The organism is Spirulina sp. CCNP1310, from assembly GCF_034932185.1.
Classification (GTDB): Bacteria; Cyanobacteriota; Cyanobacteriia; order Cyanobacteriales; family Spirulinaceae; genus Spirulina.
Genome location: NZ_JAYGHW010000041.1, coordinates 16,190 through 31,731 on the forward strand (window position 1 = coordinate 16,190; position 15,542 = coordinate 31,731).

Sequence of the window (15,542 nt, forward strand, 5' to 3'; positions counted from 1 at the left end):
AACCCCTCCTATGCTCAGAGCCGGAATTGTGGGCCTGCCCAACGTGGGCAAATCCACCCTGTTTAACGCCCTCGTCGCCAACGCCAAAGCCGATGCCGCTAACTTTCCCTTTTGCACCATTGAACCCAACGTGGGGGTGGTGGCCGTCCCTGATGAACGGCTACAAGTTTTAGCGGATATTTCCAAATCTAAACAGATCGTCCCCACCCGGATTGAATTTGTTGATATTGCCGGCCTGGTGAAAGGGGCAAGCCAAGGAGAGGGGTTAGGCAACCAATTCCTCGCCAATATCCGGGAAGTAGATGCGATCGTCCATGTGGTGCGTTGTTTTGATGATGAAGATATTATCCATGTGGCCGGCTCCGTTGACCCGGTGCGGGATATGGAAATTATTAATTTAGAACTAGCCTTAGCAGATCTCGCCCAAGTTGAGCGGCGTATGGATCGAGTCCGCAAGCAGGCCCGGGCCAACAAAGAAGCCCAAGCCGAATTAGAAATTCTCCAAACCCTTTACACCGCCCTCGATGCCGGCCAGTCGGCCCGCTTGGTGGATCTGGATGAAGAGGCCGCCGAGATGATTAAAACCCTAGGGCTACTCACCCGCAAGCCGGTGATCTATGCAACGAATGTCACCGAAGATGATCTTGCTGCGGGCAATGCCTGGGTGGAAGCGGTGCGGGCAGTGGCGGCAACGGAAAACGCCAAGGTGGTGATTATTTCCGCCCAAGTGGAATCGGAACTGGTGGAACTCTCCCCAGAGGATCGCACAGATTTTCTCGAAGCCTTGGGGGTGACAGAAGGGGGGTTAAAATCCCTAATCACCGCCACCTATGAACTGTTGGGGCTGCGCACCTACCTCACCACAGGCGAAACCGAAACCCGCGCCTGGACAATTCGGGCCGGCATGACCGCCCCCCAAGCCGCTGGCGTGATCCATACGGATTTTGAGCGGGGCTTTATTCGGGCCGAAACCGTCAGTTATGGGGATTTGGTCAGTACCGGCTCCATGGGAGCCGCCAAGGAAAAGGGCTTAGTGCGTAGTGAGGGCAAAGAATATATTGTTCAAGAGGGCGATGTGATGCTCTTCCGCTTTAACGTTTAAAAAAATCTCCTCGTTACTTGGCTCGGCCCAGTAACACTCCCCCAGAGGCTCTGCCTCCATCCGCTCAGGCGGCAGAGCCGCCCAAATCCCGTGTCACGTCGGAGCCATGGCACGAGATCTAAATATTCCCCCCTTTTTTAAGGGGGGCAGGGGGGATCTCTCTAGCACCTTTGCCAACAAGTCTAATTCGTTTTTAACGTGAGAACTGATGCGCTTTCCCGATGAATCTGAGCCACCCCTGAGCCTCAATCTGATTTCGATGATTGATGTGATTTTTGTGATTCTGGCCTTTGTGATTTTGGCCACGGTGCAACTGGCCCGATTAACTGGGATGCCCGTCAATTTGCCCGAAGCCGCCACCTCCCAAGCCCAACCCGTCCCGCCAGTGACAGTCAGCCTGCGGGCCGATGGCCAGATCTTTTTTAATCAAACCCCCGTAACCATGCCCGAATTGATCACCAATATTCGCGGCCAATTACAACCCAATCAGCCTCTAACTGTGCTGCTCAATGCTGATACTACCGTCCCCCATGGGCAAGTGGTGGCGGTGATGGATCAGTTAAGGCAATTATCGGGGGTGCAGTTGGCGATCGCCACCCGCCCCACCACAACGGAACCCTCTAGGTGAGGAAATCCCTGCCTTAAGGAGGGCGATCGCCCCCTCAATTCCGCCCTCAGATTTGCGACAATCAGATTATCCTGAACGACAAAACACGATGAGCATTTCCCCGAAGGCAATCTATGACTGGTATCGTTCCACCCTCCGCAATCCTAAATATCGTTGGTGGATCATCCTCGGTAGTTTGGTCTATATCATCAGCCCCATTGACATTGCCCCGGACTTGATCCCCATCGTCGGCCAAATCGATGATCTAATGATCCTCACCCTGCTGATTTCCGAAGTCTCGCAATTGGTCTTAGATTTTGCCAAAACCAAAAAAGCTGAGGGGGTCAGTCCAGATTTAGGGGACAATCAAACAGCAACAGTGAATGTCGATGCCGTCACCCTCGACTAATTCCGTTCCCCATTCCCTGTTCCCCATTCCCTCAAACCAGGATGCCCTGCCCCCATTATGCAGATCCTGATCGTCGAAGATAACCCCGAAATTGCTCAACTCCTCCACGACACGTTAACGCGGGAGGGGTTTAGCTGCGATCGCGCCCCCGATGGCCTCCAAGCCATGCAACGGGTTACAGAACGCCCACCGGATTTAATCATCTTGGATTTGATGTTGCCGGGTTTGGATGGCTTGGAGGTTTGTACGCGGGTGCGGCAAATGGCCAACATTAAAGACCCCTATATTTTGATGTTGACGGCTCGCAGCGAGGAAATCGATCGCGTCATTGGCCTGTCAACGGGGGCGGATGACTATTTGGTGAAGCCTTTTAGCCCCCGTGAATTAGTGGCGCGGGTGCGTGCTTTGTTGCGCCGCAGTCTGCGGGGGGAAAAGAACCGCCTCCACCAAACCCCCCATTTCACCCTCGATCTGGATCAACACATTGCCACGCGCCACAGTGCCGATCAAGGGGATGAGGTGCTGGAATTGACGGCGTTGGAGTTTAATTTATTGGCGGTGTTGATCAGTTATCCAGGGCGAGTCTGGACGCGGCCACAGTTGATTGAAAAGTTGTGGGGGAATGATTTTTTTGGGGATGAACGGGTGGTGGATACCCATGTGGGCCGGTTGCGGAAAAAAGTTGAATTCGACCCCTCCCAACCGCAATTTATTAAAACGGTGATCGGCTTGGGCTACAAATTCGAGGACGATTGACGTACTCCCCGCGATTCCCTCGTTACTTGGCTCTGCCAAGTAATGCCCCTTTGGAGGCTCTGCCTCCACTTAGGCGGCAGAGCCGCCCTAGCCCCGTGCCACGGCAGAGCCATGGCACGAGGTTAACTGTAGGGGCGAAAAATTTTTCGCCCTCCCCATTTCGCTCAATCTTCACCCTGAATCGCTTCCAACAACATTAACGTTTGCTGTAATCCGGCAAAATCTTCAGCTTCGGTAAATAATTCATTGGCCCGCTCCAGATCGGCGATCGCCTCCTCCTTTTCCCCCAAGTGATACCGGGCTAAACCCCGCCCCCCGTAGGCCCGCCCCCACTGAGGATCGAGGGCGATGGCTCGGTTAAAATCAGCGATCGCCTCCCCATAGGCTTCCTGTTCAATATGAATCAGACCCCGCTGATAATAACTTTCTGTGAGCGTGGCATCTAGGGCTAAGGCTTGGTTGAAATCGGCGAGGGCAGGTTCAAACTGATTGAGGCTGAGGTAGGCTTTGCCCCGTTCTTGATAGGCGATCGCCGTGGGATCTAATCTTAAAACTTGGGTAAAGTCTGCAATGGCCGCCGCCTCATCCTCCAAGGCCATCCAAGCCCGGCCCCGTTGTTGATAGGCGCTCCCTTGGCTCGGATCGCGGCGAATCACTTCGTTAAGATCAGCGATCGCCCCCAAATAATCCCCCGCTGTCCCCTTCGCCTCACCGCGATCCAAAATTTCACCCAGGTTTAACGCTCCTAAGGCTTCTAAATCTTCAATGATGGCAACGGCAGCGGCCACCGTATCCGGTTTGCCTTCTGCGGTTGCACGGCTGACCCCTTGACGAAAATCGGCGATCGCCCCCCCAAAATCCCCCATCGCCCGCCGCACATAACCGCGATTGAAATACCCCACCGCAGCCTCCGGCTCCTGAGCAAGGGCGCGGTCAAAATCCGCCAAGGCTGCCGGATAATCCCGCACCCAAAAATAGGATGTGCCTCGGTAACGATAGGCTTCAGCATGATGGGGATCAAGGCGGATCACTTGGGAGAAATCGGCGATCGCCTTTTCATACTCCCCCTGCTCCACCCAAGCCAATCCCCGAAGCTGATAAGCCCGGAGATGTTCGGGGTTCTGTTCAAGGGCGCGGTTGAGGGCATCTAAAAGGTTAGGGTCTGCCTGGGCCAGTTGGATTGTAGCGGTGGGAGTAGCAATGGCGGGCAGGGGTAAACCGGGAAACAGGGCGAGGGTGAGGGTTGCCCCAAGGGTGAAAAGGGTTGATTTAAGCATGAATCAAGAACGCAAGCATCAATGGCTCAGACGACGGGCATCTTCAAAAGCTCCGGGTGAATAATGTCCCTCACCCTAAATCCCTCTCCCAGGTGGGGAGAGGGATTTAGAATTTAACCCCTTTGGGGGAGGAAAGAGAAGAGAGGAGAGAGTGAAATGCTGGCGTTCCCCCTCACTCCTCACTTCTCACTCCTGACTTTTTGCGAAAAGGGGATGAGGGGCCTAAAACACCTGTTCAATTTCGGCAATTTCGGGGATAAATTCCCGCAGACGGCGTTCAATGCCCATCCGGAGCGTCATCGCTGAACTGGGGCAAGAGCCACAGGCCCCTTGGAGCCGGAGCTTCACAATCGGGCCATCGATTTCAACCAGTTCAACGTTGCCCCCATCGGCCATGAGGTAAGGGCGCAGTTCATCGAGAACATTTTCAACGTTGTCGTTGGTTAGGGTGAGGGGTGGAGATAAAGCCATGGCATCTTAATGGTGAATGAGAACTGAGCTTATTCTAGCGCAGGAGTTGGAACCGCCGAGGGGGATAGCGATCTGTGGGATTCCAACCTGCGTTAGGATTGAGCAGGCTCAATTTTTAACGCAAATCCTCTAAAACCCTTAAAGTCAATGTCGATTAAATCCATTTTTAACCGTATTCTCGCCTTTTGCCTCGTCTTGACTCTCACCTTTGTTGGTGGTGGCTTGGCGGCAGCGGATAGTCTGACGGGTAACTACCGTGAAGATACCCTGGCTGTGGTGGAAACGCTGACCCATGTTCTCGAAACCCCCAACGATGCCCCGGACATGGCCGAGCTACGCACAGAAGCTCGCCAAAAAATTAATGACTATGCTGCCCGTTACCGTCGTGATAATCGCGTTTCTGGACTGCGCTCCTTTACGACAATGCAAACTGCCCTCAACAGCTTGGCGGGGTTCTATAGCTCCTACGGCTCCCGGCCCGTTTCGGATAAGCTCAAAACGCGATTAACACAAGAGTTTCGCCAGGTGGAAATTGCCCTCAAACGGGGCCTATAGGCGATCGCTCTCCTAGCGCAATCCTCAAGTCAGGCCTCGCCCTCAAGCGGTAGACTCCACAGATCATTGAGGATGGCGATCGTTCAGTTTGCAAACTGGCTGATTGATACGGAATGGTGATCTCCCTTGGGGAAGAATAAACTCAGATCACGGTTGTCCCGAGGGCAACCGTTTTTGCTTGCTACCGTTAATATCAACGGGGATCCTCTGGATCTTATCCAACTATCTGATAGCCTCACCACAGCCTATGTTGCGATCGCTCTTCACCTCCCCCCTTTTGCGCCGTCGTCTGATCAGTAGCTTGCTCCTAGCCAGTACCACCCTGGGGCAATGGGCGATCGCCACCGCCGCCCAAGCCCAAACCGGGCGGTTTTGCCACCTCTCGCCAGCGGAAGTGAATCGCAAAAATACGCTGCGGGAAGCCGCTGCCCAGGGGAACACCCAAGCTCAACAGGATTATCAGGCGATCGTCCGTCAGCATTCCCAATGGATGCAAGAATGCCGCCAACGCACTTGGCCCCGCACCCAAGCCCTTTGGTTGCGGCTCTATCCCTGCGATCTAGAGCCGGGGGTATTAGATGATGTGTTCGATCGCATTGTCAATCAAGGCTATAACGCCGTTTATATTGAGGTTTTTTACGATTCTCAAGTGCTGTTACCCGCAGCGGATAACCCCACGCCTTGGGTTTCAGCGGTGCGATCGCCCGGCTTGGAAAATGTCGATCTCTTCGCCATGGGTTTGCAAAAAGCCCGCGATCGCAACCTCAAAGCCTATGCCTGGCTCTTTGCCATGAACTACGGTTACGCCTACGCCGTTCGCCCCGAACGCCAGCAAAATATGGCCCGCAATGGTCGCGGCGAAACCAGTCTCACCTTTGTTGATGATGGCTCTCAAGGGTTTATCGACCCCTACAGTGCTCAAGGTCGGGCTGAATATGCCGCCCTTGTCCAAGCCGTCCTCCGTCGTCGCCCCGATGGAGTCTTATTTGACTACATCCGTTATCCTCGCGGCAGTGGGGCCGATTCAGTGATCACCCGTGTCCAAGACCTCTGGATCTATGGTCAATCCTCTCGCAATGCCCTCCTCAACCGCGCCACCAACAACCAAGGCCGCGAACTGATCAACCGTTATCTCAATCAAGGCTCCATCAGCAGCAGTGATATCCAATCCGCCCGCTCGCTCCATCCTGGCGAATCTGGCCCCCAATGGCAGGGACTGAATTCCAGCAATCTCAATTGGGAACTGTGGCGATTAGCCCTGGCCCATGCCGCCCAAGGGGTGATTGATTTTCTCCATACCGCCGCCGCTCCTGTTCTGCGCCAAGGCATTCCCGCCGGGGCCGTCTTCTTCCCCCATGGCAATCAACCCGTGGGCCAAGGCGGCTATGATTCCCGGCTCCAACCTTGGGATCGTTTTTCCTCTCAATTGGAATTACATCCCATGTCCTACGCCATCTGTGGCAATGGAACCCACTGCATTGTTGATGAAGTGCAACGAGTCCATGATCTGGCTACTCCCGGAACCCGGATCATCCCGGCTTTGGCGGGGCAATGGGGCCAGGTGACAAGGGCCCACCCCCCCTTAGAACAACAGATGACCGCCATTCAGCAGGCTTTCCCCCAATTGCAGGCGGTGAGCCATTTTGCCTATGCTTGGATTGAACCGGCCCACGATCGCGCCCGCCAAAGTTGTCGCCGCTAACCCTTGGGTAATGGATTGGGGGGCGATCGCCCCAAGAGTGCTACAATCCTCATATCAATTTTTTTTGATAGGTCGTCATGGCTACTCAACCCACCGTTAATCCCAAAGCCATCCAGGCCGGGGGACAACTGAATATTTTTGAGAAATATCTCACCCTTTGGGTCGCTCTCTGCATCGTTGCCGGGGTGATCCTTGGGCGCATCTTTCCCCAGGTCGCCGTTGCCCTCGATGCCATGAGCATCTACCAAGTCTCGATCCCCATCGCCATCTGTTTATTTGCGATGATGTATCCGATTATGGTGAAAATCGACTTTTCCCAGGCGGTGAAGGCGGCTCAAACCCCCAAGCCGGTGATCCTTACCCTTGTGGTCAATTGGCTGATTAAACCCTTAACCATGGTGCTGTTAGCCCAAGTTTTTTTAGGGCAATTATTCCTACCACTGTTGAGCCAAACGGAAATAATTCGTGGGGTAGAAACCACCTTAGCCAGTTCCTATATTGCTGGGGCAATTTTATTAGGGATTGCCCCCTGTACCGCTATGGTTTTAATGTGGGGTTATCTCTCCTATAGCAACCAAGGCCATACCTTAGTAATGGTGGCGGTGAATTCCCTAGCAATGTTGTTTCTCTATGCCCCTTTGGGAAAATGGTTATTGGCGGTGAATGATCTCACCGTGCCTTGGCAAACCATTGTTTTTTCCGTGTTAATCTATGTAGGTTTGCCCTTAGCAGCGGGGATGTTTACCCGAACTTGGGCATTACAAAATAAAGGACGGGCTTGGTTTGAGGAGGTTTTTCTTCCCAAGTTAGGCCCCATTGCCACGTTAGCCTTGTTAACGACATTAATCCTGTTGTTTGCCTTTAAAGGGGATGTGATTGTACAAAATCCCTTGCATATTGTCTTAATTGCTGTCCCCCTATTTATTCAAACCAATCTCATTTTTGGAATTACCTATGTAGCGGCCTGGAAAATGAAAATGTCCTATGAAGATGCGGCTCCGGCGGCATTGATTGGGGCGAGTAATCATTTTGAGGTGGCGATCGCCACCGCTGTCATGCTCTTCGGCCTCAACTCCGGGGCAGCTTTAGCAACAGTCGTCGGCGTGTTAATCGAAGTGCCGGTCATGCTCATGCTCGTAGAATTCTGCAAACGCACCGCCTTCTGGTTTCCCCGCGAACCCGAAAAGGCCACCCTCTGCGATCCCCGCTGTACCGACCTTCTCCCCTCAGAATCCTAAAACCCCCCTTTTGAAGGGGGGCAGGTTTCGTTTCTAATTTTATCGTCGTTTCATCCCCTAATCAGAATCCTAAAACCCCCCCTTTTTAAGGGTAGCAGGGGGGATCCCACCTATTCATTTCCCAAAGGACTAAAACCATGAAAAACGTCATGTTCGTCTGCAAGCGCAATTCCTGCCGTTCCCAAATGGCGGAAGGCTTTGCCAAAACCCTCGGCGCGGGCAAAATCAACGTCACATCTTCCGGCTTAGAAGCCAGTCGTGTCCATCCCACAGCCATCCAAGTGATGCAAGAAATCGGCATTGATATCACTGACCAAACCTCCGATCCCCTCGATGCTTTTCAGGCGGAAGATTATGATGCAGTGATTTCCCTCTGTGGTTGTGGGGTGAATTTGCCGGAGGCTTGGGTATTGCGGGCGGTGTTTGCGGATTGGGAATTAGAAGACCCCGATGGCAAGCCCTTGGCAACATTCCACCGAGTGAGGGATGAAATTAAAGCGCGGGTGGAGGCGTTAATCGTGCAATTGACTGAGGGCTAAATCGCAACAGGAGGGCGAAAGGTTTTTCGCCCCTACGGGTTTTTGGTTGAGCAGGCAACGGTATAAAAAAATTAATCCTCTCTACCCCCCGCCACCGTCTCCACAAAATACCCACTACTATCCCGCCGCATTTGCCAAAACCTTTAATCAGCTTTGCCCTTTTGAAAGATTTTGGCATTTTCTTGAATAAGCGGGGAACAGGCGATCCAGAGGCGATCTTAATTTTTGCCCATTAATTGAGAAAAAGTAGCATTAAGGCTAAAATAAAAGACCTTGTTTATTGTGGATACCCTATGAAGCTCCGTTTCTCCCGAACCCTTGCCTTGCTCGTCTCTAGCCTGATGCTGGGGGCGATCGCCTGCTCTGCCCCTACTACCCCGGAAGCCTCAACCCCCGGCGAATCCCCCACCCCAGAAGCGGGCGGCGTGCTCAATCTCTATTCCTCCCGCCACTATGACAGCGACGAAGAACTGTATCAAAAATTCACCGAGGCTACAGGGATTGAAGTCAACCTGATCGAAGGGAAAGAAGAGGAACTGATCGAGCGGATTAAAAGCGAAGGGGCCAATAGTCCTGCCGATCTGCTGATGACAGTGGATGTGGGCAACCTCTGGCGGGCCCAAGAAGCTGGGATTTTACAATCCGTTGAATCGGAGGTCTTAACTGAGAAAATCCCTGCTAATCTCCGTGATGATCAAAATCAATGGTTTGCCCTCACCAAGCGGGCGCGGGTGATTATCTATAACCCCGATAAAGTCAAAGAATCCGACCTCTCCACCTACGAGGCCCTCGCTGAACCCCAATGGAAGGGGCGGATTTGTATTCGCAGTTCGAGCAATATCTATAATCAGTCTTTGGTGGCGGCGAAAATTGCTGAACTGGGGGAAGCGGAAGCTAAGGCTTGGCTTGCAGGGTTGGTGGCTAACTTTGCTCGTCCCCCCGAAGGTAATGATACTGCCCAAATCCAGGCTGTTGCGGCCGGAGCTTGTGATGTGGCTATTGCAAATACTTATTATGTGGGCCGTTTGATCCGTTCGGAAGAACCCGCTGATCAAGAGGTAGCGAAAAAAATTCGCGTTTTCTTCCCCAATCAAGATGAGGGCGGAACCCATATCAACATCAGCGGCGCGGGGGTGACAGCCAATGCACCGAATCAGGAAAATGCGATCGCCTTTTTAGAATTTCTCGTCACCCCCGAGGCCCAGGAGATTTTCGCCGCCGCCAATAATGAATATCCCGTCGTTGAAGATGTCGCCGCCCACGAAGTGGTAAAAACCCTAGGGGACTTCAAAGCCTCAGAACTGAAGGTGGAGGAGTACGGCGAACTCAACCCCAAAGCAGTGCAATTGATGGATCAGGCCGGTTGGAAGTGAACCAAGTAAGCTAACTTAAAGATTGGCCCTCGCCTAATCTTGATTAATGCACCTATGATTGTTGCCATTGATTTTGGGACGAGTAACACCGTCGTTGCCCGTCTCAACCCCACCACCCAAACCGGGGAAATCCTCGCCCTTCCCCCCCTGAGCCAGCAAATTTTGGCGAATCCCCCTCTGATCCCCAGCCTGCTTTATGTGGAGCAGGGGGCAACGGGTCAGGTGTTGTTGGGGCAGATGGTGCGCGATCGCGGCCTGGATATTCCCGGTGATCCCCGCTTTTTCCGCCGGTTTAAACGGGGGATTGGGGCGGAGGTGCAGGGGTTTTTGCCGGAATTGGAAGGTAAAACGATTACGTTTGAACAGGCTGGTAGTTGGTTCCTGCGGGAAATTCTCGATAGGTTACAGGCGGATGGCCCCATTCAATCCTTGGTGCTGACGGTTCCGGTGGATAGCTTTGAAGCCTATCGCCGTTGGTTGTTGGGGCTGTGCCATGGCCTCCCCATCGAGCAAATTCGCCTCGTCGATGAACCCACCGCCGCCGCCCTCGGCTATGGCCGGGAAATGGCGGAAGTGGTGCTCGTGGTGGATTTTGGTGGCGGAACCGTGGATTTTTCCTTGGTGCAACTCAATGCCTTGGGCCAAAAAACCCAGAGTAAACCCCTGGGTTTTATCCTTAAATGGGGAGATAACCTGTTAGGGGAGAGGGAAAATCAGCGGGTAAAAACGGCGCGGGTTTTGGCTAAGGCGGGGCAAAATTTGGGCGGCTCAGATCTGGATGATTGGTTGGTGGATTATTTTGTGACGACCCAAAATGTGCCTAAATCAACATTGATCACCCGTTTAGCGGAGCGGTTAAAAATTCAACTCTCTAGCCAATTTCAGGCCGATGAAGTCTATTTTGATGATGAAACCCTCGATAGCTATACCTTACGCATAGATCGCTCCCAATTCCATACCCTGCTAGGGGAACGGGGCTTTTTCAATACCCTGGATGGGTTAATGGCTCAGGTGTTGCAACAGGGGCGATCGCAAGGCATTGATCTCGAAGCCATTGATACAGTGCTGCTGGTGGGGGGAACGACGCAACTCCCAGCGGTACAGGATTGGATTCGGCAATATTTCCCCGCGCCGAAAATTCGTGTCGATAATCCCTTTGGGGCGATCGCCCTAGGGGGTTTGCAGTTAGCCCAAGGTTTTGAATTAAAGGATTTCCTCTATCACAGCTACGGGATTCGCTATTGGAATCGGCGCGATCGCTGCCACAGTTGGCATCCCCTCATCCCGGCGGGCCAACCCTACCCGATGACCGAACCCATTGAGCTATTTCTCGGCGCATCGGTGGAGAATCAGCCCAGTATTGAGTTGGTGATGGGGGAATTGGGGACGCAAACCAGTACAACGGCGGTGTATTTTGATGGCGATCGCCTCGTCACCCGCACCCTAAGCGGGGATGGCCCCGCCGTCCAACCCCTCAATGATCGGGAAGGGGCGAAAACCATTGCCCAACTGTCCCCCCCTGGTGTGCCAGGGAGCGATCGCCTCCGTTTAGAATTCCGTGTTGATAGTCAACGCCAACTGCGCCTCACCGTCGAAGATTTGCTCACCCAGCAGCAACTTTTAACCAATGCGATCGTCGCTGAACTGTCTTAAAAACCCCTTTTGCGGAGGATCCCCCCGGCTACGCCGACCCCCTTGATAAGGGGGTTAAATATTCAGAACCCCCTTGATAAGGGGGTTAAATTTCAGAACCCCCTTGATAAGGGGGTTAAATTTCAGAACCCCCTTGATAAGGGGGTTAAATTTCAGAACCCCCCTTTTTAAGGGGGGCAGGGGGGATCAAACCCAAACCACCGTTTGGGTTTCCGCCGCCCGTTGGGCCGCCACCGCCACCCGCAACGCATAGATACTCGCCGCCGGTTGCACATATAACGGTTGACCTTCGCAGAGATAGGCCACCACCCCATCGAGATCCTGCTGAAATAAGCCCCGCCGCGTCCCCAATTCTAACCGTTGCACCGTTTCCCCTTGGGTGAGCCGGCCCTGCTCCTGATCAAACCAGAGGCTACCGCGATCGCCCTGTAACTCAAACTGCCGCAACCCCTCCGTAAACTGATCCCCTTTCCCATAGGTGACATCCGCAATCAACCCACTGGTAAACCGCAACTGAGTTGCACAGAGGCAGGCCCGATAATCCGGCAGGGAATCTTGATCCCAATAGCGCAGTTGACAACTCACCGTTGCCACCGAGCCGAACAAATCCGTAAGACGATGAATCCGTGAGAGGGCAGCAACGAGGGGAAAGCCAAATTGATCCCGGTTGTAGCTCCAACTGTTGAGCTTCAGGGGTTGGGGGCTGAGGGTGATGTAGCGGGCATAGTGAATATTGCCGATGGTGGGACAATATTCTTGCATCGTTAAATGTAACCCCCCCAACAGTTCAATATGCTCAATGTGGAGGAGGAGATCCTGCTCTTGGGCAAGGTTCAGGAGGGTTTCTGCCTCCTCGAGATCAAAGGTCAGGGGATATTCACAAATGACGTGTTTGCCAGCCTTGAGGGCAGCGGCAGCGATCGCCCCATGATCACAGTTTATCGTCGCAATCACCACCCCATCGAGATCGGGGTGGGTGATCAGATCCTGCCAATGGCCGTATTGGGCAGTGGTGCGATCTGGATCAAGGGCAAGGACGCGATCGGGCTGACGGCCCGCTATGGCCACCAATGCCGTTTGTGGATGGGCGGCGATCGCCTCGATCCGCCGTTTCGCCACATAACCCGTTCCCACCACTCCCCATCGGAGTACGGTATCTTGGCCCATCAGTGATGATGCTGGCCCTGTTGGGCGCAGTCTTTCTGCCAACACCGTTCTAAAGTTTGCAGACGGTAGAGATAGAGAAAGCGACTGATATCGAAAGCTGTCCGTGCGGAGGAATCAAACAGGGGTTGATTGAGATAGTGCCAGACAAGGAGGGTGAGTTGTTTGAGCTTAAAAACCATGATGATCACGGGGTTGACATCAATTGAGCGGTAAAGTTGAGTGGTATGTCCTGACAATCGGCAGGGATGGAAGGGCGCAAAGCCCAATGCCCATAGAATGGGAAATTCTAGCTCACCCCATGGAAAGCAAAATCTGCCTAAGCAGATCGCAGCAATTGGGTTGCGCTTTATTACTAATGTGCCTTAATTTTTTGGCATTTTACCCAATTTGAACGTAGAGATTTATTAAGTTAGGCAGAATTTCCCCCGGCCTTGAGGGGGAGAATTTCTCGATCCTCCTCTAAAATAACCTCCTAACCGCAAAATCATGAAGGAGCGTTCTATGGCAGATTGGCAACGGGTTGAAGGGAGTGTCACAGCCCCTCGGGGTTTTCAAGCCGCCGGGATCACCGCTGGGTTAAAGCCCTCCGGTTCACCGGATTTAGCCCTAATTTATTCTGAAAGTGAGGCGATCGCCGCTGGGGTGTTTACGACCTCTGCGGTGCGGGCGGCCTGTGTGGACTATTGCCGCCAACGCCTCCAAGCTAAGGCTAGTGCTAGGGCCATTCTCTGCAATGCGGGCCAGGCCAATGCCGCCACGGGGGAACAGGGTTGGCAAGATGCGATGGAAACCGCCACATTGTTAGGGGAAGCCCTGAAGATTTCCCCCGATGAAATTTTGCTGGCCTCCACGGGGGTGATTGGTCAACGGATGAAGATGGAGGCCTTTCGGGCTGGGATTCCGCAAGTTGTGGCGGCGTTGGATAGTGAGGGGGGCGATCGCTGTGCGGGGGCGATTATCACCACGGATTTAGTCCCCAAAGCCATTGCTTTAGAAACCCACATCGAAGGCCGCCCGGTACGCATTGGGGGCATTGCCAAAGGCTCCGGGATGATTCACCCCAACATGGCCACGATGCTCGGCTTTGTTACCTGCGATGCTGCGGTTTCAACGACGCTTTGGCAGGAAATGCTCCAACGGGCCACCGACCAAAGTTTTAATCAAATTACCGTTGATGGCGATACCAGTACCAACGATAGTTTAATTGCCCTCGCTAATGGCCAATCCCGCACGACGGCCATCACCGAGCCGGGGCCGGAGGCAACCAAATTAGAGGCGATGTTGGTGGAGGTTTGCCAATATTTAGCGAAGGCGATCGCCCGTGATGGGGAAGGGGCCACCTGTTTAATCGAAGTGCGCGTCACCGGAGCGCCCAGCGATGCCGCTGCCCGCAAGGTGGCGAAAACCATTGTCGGCTCTTCCTTAGTGAAATCCGCCATTTTCGGCCGTGATCCCAATTGGGGCCGCATTGCCGCCGCCGCTGGCCGGGCTGATGTCCCCTTTGATCAAAACCGGCTCCGCATTCACCTAGGGGAATTCAAAATGATGGAAGCGGGGCAACCCCTTCCCTTTGATCGTGTTGCTGCCAGTGATTACATTAAGGCGATCGCTGCTCAATCTTCCAGTACCTCCCCCACGGGCCAATTAATCCAAGACCTGGATCATCCCCTGGAAATTACCGTCGATTTAGGCAATGGTTCCGGGTCTGGTTTGGCTTGGGGCTGTGACCTTAGTTATGACTATGTGAAAATTAATGCGGAATATACGACATAGGGAATAGGCAACAGGCAACAGGTTGATGTAGGGGCGTTGGCGTAAGCCTGCCGGAGGCACAAAAATCTTTCGCCCCCACGCCAATCAATGGGACGACCATGCTAGTTTAAAGCTACTACTTATGATAGTCAGCATAGCCAACCCAACCCGCCATGATCACCACCGCCGCCGCCCCGATCATCACCTGGGAAAAACTCCCCGATGATTACCGTTTACCCGATGACCCCGTGGACAATCGCACCCAGCCCCTCCTGGCCGAAGCCCTCACCGATGCCCTGCGGGGCAACGATCGCATCAACGCCCAAAGCATCACCGCCACCAATTACGGCATCTGCGCCACTTTCAACGGCAAAATCGTCATCAAAGCCCCCGATTGGGCCTATATTCCCCGTTTTTCCGTCCCCCCGGAGGAGATTGAACGTAGCTATACGCCGCAACTGCAAGGGGATTTTCCCCAAATTGTCATGGAATTTGTTTCGGAAACCGAAGGGGGGGAATATTCCACAAAACCCACCTACCCGCCGGGGAAATGGTTCTTTTATGAACAGATCCTGCGCGTCCCGGTTTATGTCATCTTTGCCCCCCATAGCAATACGTTGGAATGCTACCGTCTAGGCGATCGCGGCCAATATGCCATTGAAACCCCCAACAGTGACGGCCGCCACTGGCTCCCGGAATTGAATCTCCATTTAGGAACTTGGTTGGGGACAGCTTTAGGCCGTACCGGGTCATGGCTGCGGTGGTGGGATGAAGGGGGGAATTTGTTGTTGTGGAAAGATGAAAAATTGGCCCAAGAACGGCAGCGAACCGAGCGACTCCTGGCCCAACTGCGGGCGGCGGGAATTGAACCGGATCTGGATTAATCTCCTTAAATGCTACTTGTAGGGGCGAAAAATTTTTCGCCCTAATTTGCGATCTAA

General features: G+C 53.6%; 16 protein-coding genes. 12 read left to right on the forward strand and 4 right to left on the reverse strand.

The features are described 5' to 3' along the window. Window positions 1-10 precede the first annotated feature (10 nt). The 4 genes from ychF to VB712_RS08850 all read left to right on the forward strand — a co-directional run bounded on the left by ychF (window position 11) and on the right by VB712_RS08850 (window position 2,874). On the forward strand, window positions 11-1,102 hold the full coding sequence (gene ychF / locus VB712_RS08835) for a redox-regulated ATPase YchF (RefSeq protein ID WP_323254193.1): 1,092 nt from the start codon (window positions 11-13) through the stop codon (window positions 1,100-1,102). Window positions 1,103-1,310: 208 nt separating this feature from the next. Further along, window positions 1,311-1,730: a biopolymer transporter ExbD gene (locus VB712_RS08840; protein ID WP_323254194.1), complete on the forward strand. Its 420-nt coding sequence runs from the start codon at window positions 1,311-1,313 to the stop codon at window positions 1,728-1,730. Between the two features lie 88 nt (window positions 1,731-1,818). Then, a complete protein-coding gene (locus VB712_RS08845; RefSeq protein ID WP_323254195.1) occupies window positions 1,819-2,118 on the forward strand; it encodes a YkvA family protein in 300 nt (99 codons plus the stop codon). A gap of 57 nt (window positions 2,119-2,175) precedes the next feature. Next, the gene (locus VB712_RS08850; RefSeq protein WP_323254196.1) at window positions 2,176-2,874 is read left to right on the forward strand and encodes a response regulator transcription factor; all 699 of its coding nucleotides are present in this window, start codon (window positions 2,176-2,178) and stop codon (window positions 2,872-2,874) included. A gap of 164 nt (window positions 2,875-3,038) precedes the next feature. Here the strand turns inward: VB712_RS08850 and VB712_RS08855 are convergent, their stop codons facing one another. Both VB712_RS08855 and VB712_RS08860 read right to left on the reverse strand, forming a co-directional pair. After that, window positions 3,039-4,151: a tetratricopeptide repeat protein gene (locus tag VB712_RS08855; RefSeq protein ID WP_323254197.1), complete on the reverse strand. Its 1,113-nt coding sequence runs from the start codon at window positions 4,149-4,151 to the stop codon at window positions 3,039-3,041. A gap of 222 nt (window positions 4,152-4,373) precedes the next feature. Continuing rightward, window positions 4,374-4,622: a NifU family protein gene (locus VB712_RS08860; RefSeq protein ID WP_323254198.1), complete on the reverse strand. Its 249-nt coding sequence runs from the start codon at window positions 4,620-4,622 to the stop codon at window positions 4,374-4,376. 147 nt (window positions 4,623-4,769) lie between these two features. Here VB712_RS08860 and psb27 point away from each other — a divergent pair, with 147 nt between their 5' ends. From psb27 to VB712_RS08890, 6 genes are all read left to right on the forward strand, one after another. Beyond that, on the forward strand, window positions 4,770-5,177 hold the full coding sequence (gene psb27 / locus VB712_RS08865; RefSeq protein ID WP_323254199.1) for a photosystem II protein Psb27: 408 nt from the start codon (window positions 4,770-4,772) through the stop codon (window positions 5,175-5,177). 247 nt (window positions 5,178-5,424) lie between these two features. Then, entirely contained in the window at window positions 5,425-6,879 is a 1,455-nt protein-coding gene (locus VB712_RS08870; protein ID WP_323254200.1) for a hypothetical protein, read from the forward strand. A 77-nt stretch (window positions 6,880-6,956) separates the two neighbouring features. Further along, on the forward strand, window positions 6,957-8,117 hold the full coding sequence (arsB, locus tag VB712_RS08875) for an ACR3 family arsenite efflux transporter (RefSeq protein ID WP_323254201.1): 1,161 nt from the start codon (window positions 6,957-6,959) through the stop codon (window positions 8,115-8,117). A gap of 137 nt (window positions 8,118-8,254) precedes the next feature. Then, window positions 8,255-8,656 carry an arsenate reductase, glutathione/glutaredoxin type gene (arsC, locus tag VB712_RS08880; protein ID WP_323254202.1) on the forward strand — a complete coding sequence of 134 codons (402 nt, stop codon included), beginning with the start codon at window positions 8,255-8,257 and terminating at the stop codon, window positions 8,654-8,656. Window positions 8,657-8,949: 293 nt separating this feature from the next. After that, window positions 8,950-10,029 carry a Fe(3+) ABC transporter substrate-binding protein gene (locus VB712_RS08885; protein WP_323254203.1) on the forward strand — a complete coding sequence of 360 codons (1,080 nt, stop codon included), beginning with the start codon at window positions 8,950-8,952 and terminating at the stop codon, window positions 10,027-10,029. Between the two features lie 54 nt (window positions 10,030-10,083). Continuing rightward, a complete protein-coding gene (locus tag VB712_RS08890) occupies window positions 10,084-11,682 on the forward strand; it encodes an Hsp70 family protein (RefSeq protein WP_323254204.1) in 1,599 nt (532 codons plus the stop codon). A 186-nt stretch (window positions 11,683-11,868) separates the two neighbouring features. Here VB712_RS08890 and VB712_RS08895 read toward each other — a convergent pair whose 3' ends face one another. Both VB712_RS08895 and VB712_RS08900 read right to left on the reverse strand, forming a co-directional pair. After that, window positions 11,869-12,849, reverse strand: a complete 981-nt coding sequence (locus VB712_RS08895) for a Gfo/Idh/MocA family oxidoreductase (protein WP_323254205.1) — start codon at window positions 12,847-12,849, stop codon at window positions 11,869-11,871. Continuing rightward, entirely contained in the window at window positions 12,849-13,028 is a 180-nt protein-coding gene (locus VB712_RS08900) for a hypothetical protein (protein ID WP_323254206.1), read from the reverse strand. The genes VB712_RS08895 and VB712_RS08900 overlap by 1 nt, the downstream gene beginning before the upstream one ends. 322 nt (window positions 13,029-13,350) lie before the next feature. Between VB712_RS08900 and argJ the strand changes: the two genes are divergently transcribed. After that, window positions 13,351-14,622, forward strand: coding sequence for a bifunctional ornithine acetyltransferase/N-acetylglutamate synthase (argJ, locus tag VB712_RS08905; protein WP_416236299.1), 1,272 nt, complete (start codon window positions 13,351-13,353; stop codon window positions 14,620-14,622). Between the two features lie 152 nt (window positions 14,623-14,774). Then, window positions 14,775-15,485 carry a Uma2 family endonuclease gene (locus VB712_RS08910; protein ID WP_323254208.1) on the forward strand — a complete coding sequence of 237 codons (711 nt, stop codon included), beginning with the start codon at window positions 14,775-14,777 and terminating at the stop codon, window positions 15,483-15,485. Window positions 15,486-15,542 lie beyond the last annotated feature (57 nt).

What these genes read in the sequence shown, in the direction of transcription:
- arsB (WP_323254201.1), top strand. Translation starts at nt 6,957, where the DNA reads ATGGCTACTCAACCCACCGTTAATCCCAAAGCCATCCAGGCCGGGGGA.
- VB712_RS08910 (WP_323254208.1), top strand. Translation starts at nt 14,775, where the DNA reads ATGATCACCACCGCCGCCGCCCCGATCATCACCTGGGAAAAACTCCCC.
- psb27 (WP_323254199.1), top strand. Translation starts at nt 4,770, where the DNA reads ATGTCGATTAAATCCATTTTTAACCGTATTCTCGCCTTTTGCCTCGTC.
- VB712_RS08850 (WP_323254196.1), top strand. Translation starts at nt 2,176, where the DNA reads ATGCAGATCCTGATCGTCGAAGATAACCCCGAAATTGCTCAACTCCTC.
- VB712_RS08860 (WP_323254198.1), bottom strand. Translation starts at nt 4,622, where the DNA reads ATGGCTTTATCTCCACCCCTCACCCTAACCAACGACAACGTTGAAAAT.
- VB712_RS08900 (WP_323254206.1), bottom strand. Translation starts at nt 13,028, where the DNA reads ATGGTTTTTAAGCTCAAACAACTCACCCTCCTTGTCTGGCACTATCTC.
- VB712_RS08855 (WP_323254197.1), bottom strand. Translation starts at nt 4,151, where the DNA reads ATGCTTAAATCAACCCTTTTCACCCTTGGGGCAACCCTCACCCTCGCC.
- VB712_RS08845 (WP_323254195.1), top strand. Translation starts at nt 1,819, where the DNA reads ATGAGCATTTCCCCGAAGGCAATCTATGACTGGTATCGTTCCACCCTC.
- VB712_RS08885 (WP_323254203.1), top strand. Translation starts at nt 8,950, where the DNA reads ATGAAGCTCCGTTTCTCCCGAACCCTTGCCTTGCTCGTCTCTAGCCTG.
- VB712_RS08895 (WP_323254205.1), bottom strand. Translation starts at nt 12,849, where the DNA reads ATGGGCCAAGATACCGTACTCCGATGGGGAGTGGTGGGAACGGGTTAT.
- argJ (WP_416236299.1), top strand. Translation starts at nt 13,351, where the DNA reads ATGGCAGATTGGCAACGGGTTGAAGGGAGTGTCACAGCCCCTCGGGGT.
- VB712_RS08890 (WP_323254204.1), top strand. Translation starts at nt 10,084, where the DNA reads ATGATTGTTGCCATTGATTTTGGGACGAGTAACACCGTCGTTGCCCGT.
- ychF (WP_323254193.1), top strand. Translation starts at nt 11, where the DNA reads ATGCTCAGAGCCGGAATTGTGGGCCTGCCCAACGTGGGCAAATCCACC.
- arsC (WP_323254202.1), top strand. Translation starts at nt 8,255, where the DNA reads ATGAAAAACGTCATGTTCGTCTGCAAGCGCAATTCCTGCCGTTCCCAA.
- VB712_RS08870 (WP_323254200.1), top strand. Translation starts at nt 5,425, where the DNA reads ATGTTGCGATCGCTCTTCACCTCCCCCCTTTTGCGCCGTCGTCTGATC.
- VB712_RS08840 (WP_323254194.1), top strand. Translation starts at nt 1,311, where the DNA reads ATGCGCTTTCCCGATGAATCTGAGCCACCCCTGAGCCTCAATCTGATT.